Annotated in this window: 1 protein-coding gene; it reads left to right on the top strand. The window is 62.2% G+C overall.

Going from position 1 to position 1,164, the window contains the following annotated elements:
* The first annotated feature begins 419 nt into the window (after positions 1-419).
* Positions 420-1,049 (top strand): response regulator transcription factor, encoded by a 630-nt coding sequence (locus tag BLW84_RS45935; protein WP_245761856.1) that lies wholly within the window; start codon positions 420-422, stop codon positions 1,047-1,049.
* Positions 1,050-1,164: the final 115 nt, after the last annotated feature.

Below are 1,164 nucleotides of genomic sequence, written 5' to 3'. Positions count from 1 at the left end.
ACGAGGTTCTTGGCCGGGCGATCCAGGAGTGGACGCGCCGGGTGCCCTTCACTCCGGTTCCGGCCGACTTCCACTGAGAAGGGACCTGGCATGAGGTCAGTGGCAGCGACAATCTGTTGTTGCAGGCGCCGACGGGTGCGGCGATGACGACTCGCGCAGAGCTGTGTGGATTACGGTCTCGCGGATTCGTCGGGGTTCGCCGGCTATCCGTAGGGGGAGACGGTGCTCTCGGTACCGGCGATCGTGCGTGGGGCGAGCGGGCGGCCGGTGCGTCCAGCCAATCAAGCGGATTTCCGGCGCTGGTCGGGGCCCGCGATGGCAACGAGCTGCTCGCCGCGCGGAAGGCCTAACTCCCGGAAAGACTGATCCGAGCTTTCTGGTCGCGAGACGCCCTGGCATTTCCAGAACAGGGGATAGTCATGCAGGGCAGAACAATGGAGAAAATCCGCGTGGCCATCCACGCACAGGATTACTTTACGCGCATGGGACTGGCGAACTGCTTGGGTGGAGACCCCCAGCTCGTCGAGGCCAGCGGCGACAACGCCGATGTTGTCGTGATCGCCATCGAAACCGCCGAAGCGTCCACCATGCAGGAGCTGCAGGTGTTCAGGCCCGACACTGCCACCCCCCTGCTCCTCATCGTGGGCGATCGATGGCACGCCGACATCTCCGCAGCGGCGGAGTGGGGTGTCCGCGCAGTCCTGTGGCGCCGGCATTTCTCCGCTACGACTTTCATGCAGGCCATTCGTGCGGTCGGCAGCGGTGGCGGATACTTCCCCGCCTCACTGCAGGGCGCACTCATCGAGCAAATCGTGCGCACCTACCGCGAAGTACTCGCACCGCAAGGCTTGAACCCTTCCGGGTTCACCAACCGCGAGATCGATGTCCTCCGCCTCGTCGCCGAAGGATTCGATCTCCAACAAATAGCTGACAAACTGCACTACTCAGAACGCACGGTCAAGAACATCCTCTACCAGTTCATGAAGCGGTTCGGCCTCCACAACCGGGCTCACGCCGTCTCGTACGCAATCCGCTCCGGTCTCATCTAATCCCAGCCGAATATTTTCCGTGCTTGAGTCTGTCGCAACGATGGCACGAGTTTCGCTCAAACCCAAAGGAGAGTCCGATGTCGAAATCTTCTGGCGGTCTGCTTTCAGGCCTCGA

Origin of the sequence: Saccharopolyspora shandongensis, from assembly GCF_900106995.1 — a bacterium.
Taxonomy (GTDB): domain Bacteria; phylum Actinomycetota; class Actinomycetes; order Mycobacteriales; family Pseudonocardiaceae; genus Saccharopolyspora; species Saccharopolyspora shandongensis.
Note: the sequence above shows the minus strand (reverse complement) of the source record. Positions and strands in the feature narration are given on the sequence as shown.